This is a genomic window from Burkholderia sp. E168m23, from assembly GCF_016586125.1.
Taxonomy (GTDB): domain Bacteria; phylum Pseudomonadota; class Gammaproteobacteria; order Burkholderiales; family Burkholderiaceae; genus Burkholderia; species Burkholderia orbicola.
Genome location: NZ_BCPP01000762.1, coordinates 1 through 3567, shown reverse-complemented (window position 1 = coordinate 3567; position 3567 = coordinate 1). Strand labels below are relative to the sequence as shown.

At 64.1% G+C, this 3567-nt stretch carries 2 protein-coding genes; both read right to left on the bottom strand.

Annotation, left to right across the window (positions count from 1 at the left end; translation table 11 throughout):
• A partial coding sequence (locus JMF90_RS29100; RefSeq protein ID WP_201325757.1) for a TonB-dependent siderophore receptor occupies positions 1 to 2403 on the bottom strand: 2403 nt, incomplete at its 3' end.
• Between the two features lie 249 nt (positions 2404 to 2652).
• Positions 2653 to 3228 (bottom strand): helix-turn-helix domain-containing protein, encoded by a 576-nt coding sequence (locus tag JMF90_RS29095; RefSeq protein WP_074802650.1) that lies wholly within the window; start codon positions 3226 to 3228, stop codon positions 2653 to 2655.
• Positions 3229 to 3567: the final 339 nt, after the last annotated feature.

The window sequence follows — 3567 nt, the reverse complement described above, 5'->3', positions numbered from 1 at the left end:
GAAGTTGTTGCCCGCGCCGTTGATCGGTGCGCTGCCCGGGAAGCCGATCTTGTAGCTGTTGACGTACGCCCAGTCGCCCGACAGTGTGAGCATGCCCCAGCCCTTGAGCGGCAGACCCTGGCGGAACGTGCCTTCGAAGCCGTTCGTGTCGAGGTAGCCGAGGTTCTGGTACGGAATCACCTTGTACAGCAGCTGGCCGGTCGTCGGGTCGGTCACGACCTGCGACGGCTTGCCCTGGCCGATCACGTTGTCGATGCGGATCTTGTACCAGTCGAAGCCGATATCCGTGTAGCGGGCCGGCGAAACCTGGAAGCCGATGTTGAAGTTGCGCGTGCGTTCCGGCGCGAGGTTCGGGTTGCCGACCGTGATCGACGTGTAGTTCTGGCCGGTAGCCGGGTCGACCTGGATGCCGAGCGTCTGCGACTTGCTGTCCTCGACGAAGGTCGGCGCGCGGAAGCCGCGGTTGTACGACGTATACAGCGTGAGCGCCTTGATCGGCTGGTAGCGCAGCGCGAAGCGCGGCGAGAACGCACCGCCCACGTCCGTGTAGTGGTCGTAGCGACCTGCCTGGCTGAACGTCAGGTTCTCCAGGATCGGCACGTTGACCTGGTAATAGATGGCCGCGACGTTGCGCGCGCCGTTCACGGTCTGCAGATCGGGCGAGATCACCGCGCCGCTCAGGTACTCGGAGCCCGGCGTCAGCGTTTCGCTCTGGTGCGTGAACTGTGCACCGAAGCCGATGCCGACGTCACCGGTCGGCAGGTGGAACAGGTTCGGTGTCGACAGCGTCGCGTCGATCGTATCGAGCTTCGAGATGCCGAGGTTGTTCGCTTCCTGGTACAGGCCGTTGAAGGCGTTCGGCGTCGCGGCCGGGTTCGCGAAATTCAGCGTGCCGTTCTGGTAGATGTTGTTCAGCGCATTCACGTTCAGCTGATTCGTGAACACGTTCGACACCGTGCTCTGCGAATGGCTGACCGACGTCGCCCAGTCCCAGTCGCCGTACGGCAGCGTGAACGAGCCCTTGATGCCGGCCGCCGCGCGCCAGTAGTTCGCCCAGGTCTTCTGCGCGACCGTGTTCGGGAACGCGTAGGTCAACGGCGTCGCCGCGCCCGTCGTGTTGTACGGGTTGGTCACCGGCACGACCGTGTTGAACGGCGACAGCAACTGCGTCTGCGGATTCCACACCAGCGCCGGGTTCTGCGGGTTGCCGATCACGTTGTTCCACAGGCCATCGTTGGTCGTGGTCGTGTTGTAGCTTTCCAGGAAGTCCGCGAACGCCGTCGTCGTGTCGTTGATCTTGAAGTCGCCATGCAGCTTCGCGTTCAGGCGTTCGGTCATCGGCAGGATCGACGTGCTTTCCGCCGTGTTGAACGCGCAGATCGTGCCCGGCAGGCCGGCCGACAGCGAGTTCGTCGCGGCCGGGTGCACCGCCCCGCCGAACGGGCAGCCGTTCAGCGCCTGCGCACTGCCGTCGGGCATGTTCCAGTAGGACGGCCCGAGCAACGAAAAGCCGCCCGGCTTGCCCGTGAAGTCCTGGTTGCGGGTCGAATCGCGATCGGCAAGCGTGAAACCGTTCGACTTGTAGTAGCTGAGCGCCGCCGTCACGTTGAAGCGGTCGGCGTTCAGGTCGCCGAAGCCGCCGAGCACGCCGAACTTCGTCGTGCCGTCGCCGTTGCCGGCGTTGATCGCGCTGCCGATGCTGCCGTCGAGCTGCAGCCCGCGGAAATTGTGTTTCGTGATGATGTTGACGACGCCGCCGATCGCGTCCGATCCGTATTGCGACACCGCGCCCGTCTTCACGATTTCGATGCGCTCGATGTCGTTGAGCGGCAGCGTGTTGAGGTCGAAGAACGAATCGACGCTGTTCGAGAAGAACGCATACGGCGCCACGCGCTGGCCGTCGACCAGCACGAGCGTGTATTTCTCGGACAGGCCGCGCAGCGCGATGCCGGCCGCGCCGGCCGCGAAGTTGCCCGACTGCCCTTCGCCCCAGCTATTCGCCGAGTTCGCCGTCGCATTGCGCAGGAAGTCGGTCACCGTCACCGCGCCGCTGGCCTGGATCTCCTTCGGCGTGATGGTCTGTACCTGCTGAAAGCCGGTCTTGTCGGATTGCCGGATCAGCGAGCCGGTCACCTCGAAACGCTTGATCTGTGCGACCTTGCCCTGCCCGTTCGCGGCTGCGCCGGGTGCTGCCGCGCCCGTTTCAGCAGGCGTGCTTGTGGTACCGCCCGCCTGCGCGACGATCGCGGCCGGAGGCGCGCCGGTCGCGACTGCATCCGCCACGGCAACAGCGCCAGGCGCCGGCTGGCTCTGTGCGAAGGCCGGCACCGCCAGCGTCGCGGTGAGTGCCAGTTCTGCCCAGACTATTCTTTTGATGGCCAACGCTAGCGCTCTCTGCTTCATCTTGTTTCCTCTCGCTCGTCAGTAAGACCCCACCCGCTGCACGTCCGAATCTTGTGAATTCGTCGCGCGTCCTGGGCACCCGTGTACCGGAGCCCGCCATTTCCGTCCTGCCAACCACCGCGATCCGAACGGATCGACCGTGCAGCGCGAACACCGCATGGCCTTTTCGTATTATTTGATTTGCAATACTGATTACTTACATTGAGTGCACAGCTTGCTTACCGCTTCCAATAACTCTGGTCCGACGGGCTAGAACAGCCGCGGCGTACCGACCCAGACGATCACCGCCTCTTCGTCGGCCGTGTTCTGCCACGCATGCGGCGTCGTCGACTCGTAGTGCGCGGTGTCGCCCGCGCCCAGCATGAACGTGCAATCCTCCAGCGTGAGCACGACCCTGCCGCGCATCACGTAGAGAAACTCCTCCCCGGCATGCGTCGTCACTTCCGACGGCGACTGCCCCGCCGGTATCCTGACGAGAATCGCATCGAGCTTGCGACCGTCCACGAGATTCGTCAGCCGGGCAAAGGAACTGGCTGAGTTCGCGAACTGGAAATACTGCAATGCGTCGCCGCGGCACACCGAGCGCGCCTCGGTTGGCGTGTCGATGAAGTACTGCATCGTCACACCGAGCGCCTTCGCGATTCTCACCAGCGACGTGATCGACGGCGTCGCGCGCCCACGCTCGACCTGCGACAGGAACGGCTTCGAGATCCCTGCCGTCGTGGCCGCTTCGTCGAGCGTGAGTTTCAGCCGCTGCCGAAGCGCGCGGATCTTGTTGCCGAGCGAAACCGCGACGAGCACCGATTCATCGGGAGGCAAGACCATGGAAGAACGGAACCTCTCAATCGAAATCGGTTTGATGTCGGCAGGCCTTCCCCGATGCCATGAGGCTGCCGCCACGGCGCGACACTCTGCTCCCCTTCGCCGCCGGGCGCACGTCGCACGTGCCGCGAAGCGGGATTCCGGCTTCGTGGTCGCGCGATTCACGCTCATTTCATTCGGTTTACTAATTAACGAAACTGCCCCTTTTCTTCGCCCAGACAGACTTCCCCTCCTTCAAGTCGCCGCAATACCACGTGTATGCCGCACGGCGCCCATCCCGCATCGCGCGCCTGCTTCCCCCTCCGTCGTTACCGCGACGCCACGACCGTCCAGAGCTTCGCC

What these genes read in the sequence shown, in the direction of transcription:
- JMF90_RS29095 (WP_074802650.1), bottom strand. Translation starts at nt 3,228, where the DNA reads ATGGTCTTGCCTCCCGATGAATCGGTGCTCGTCGCGGTTTCGCTCGGC.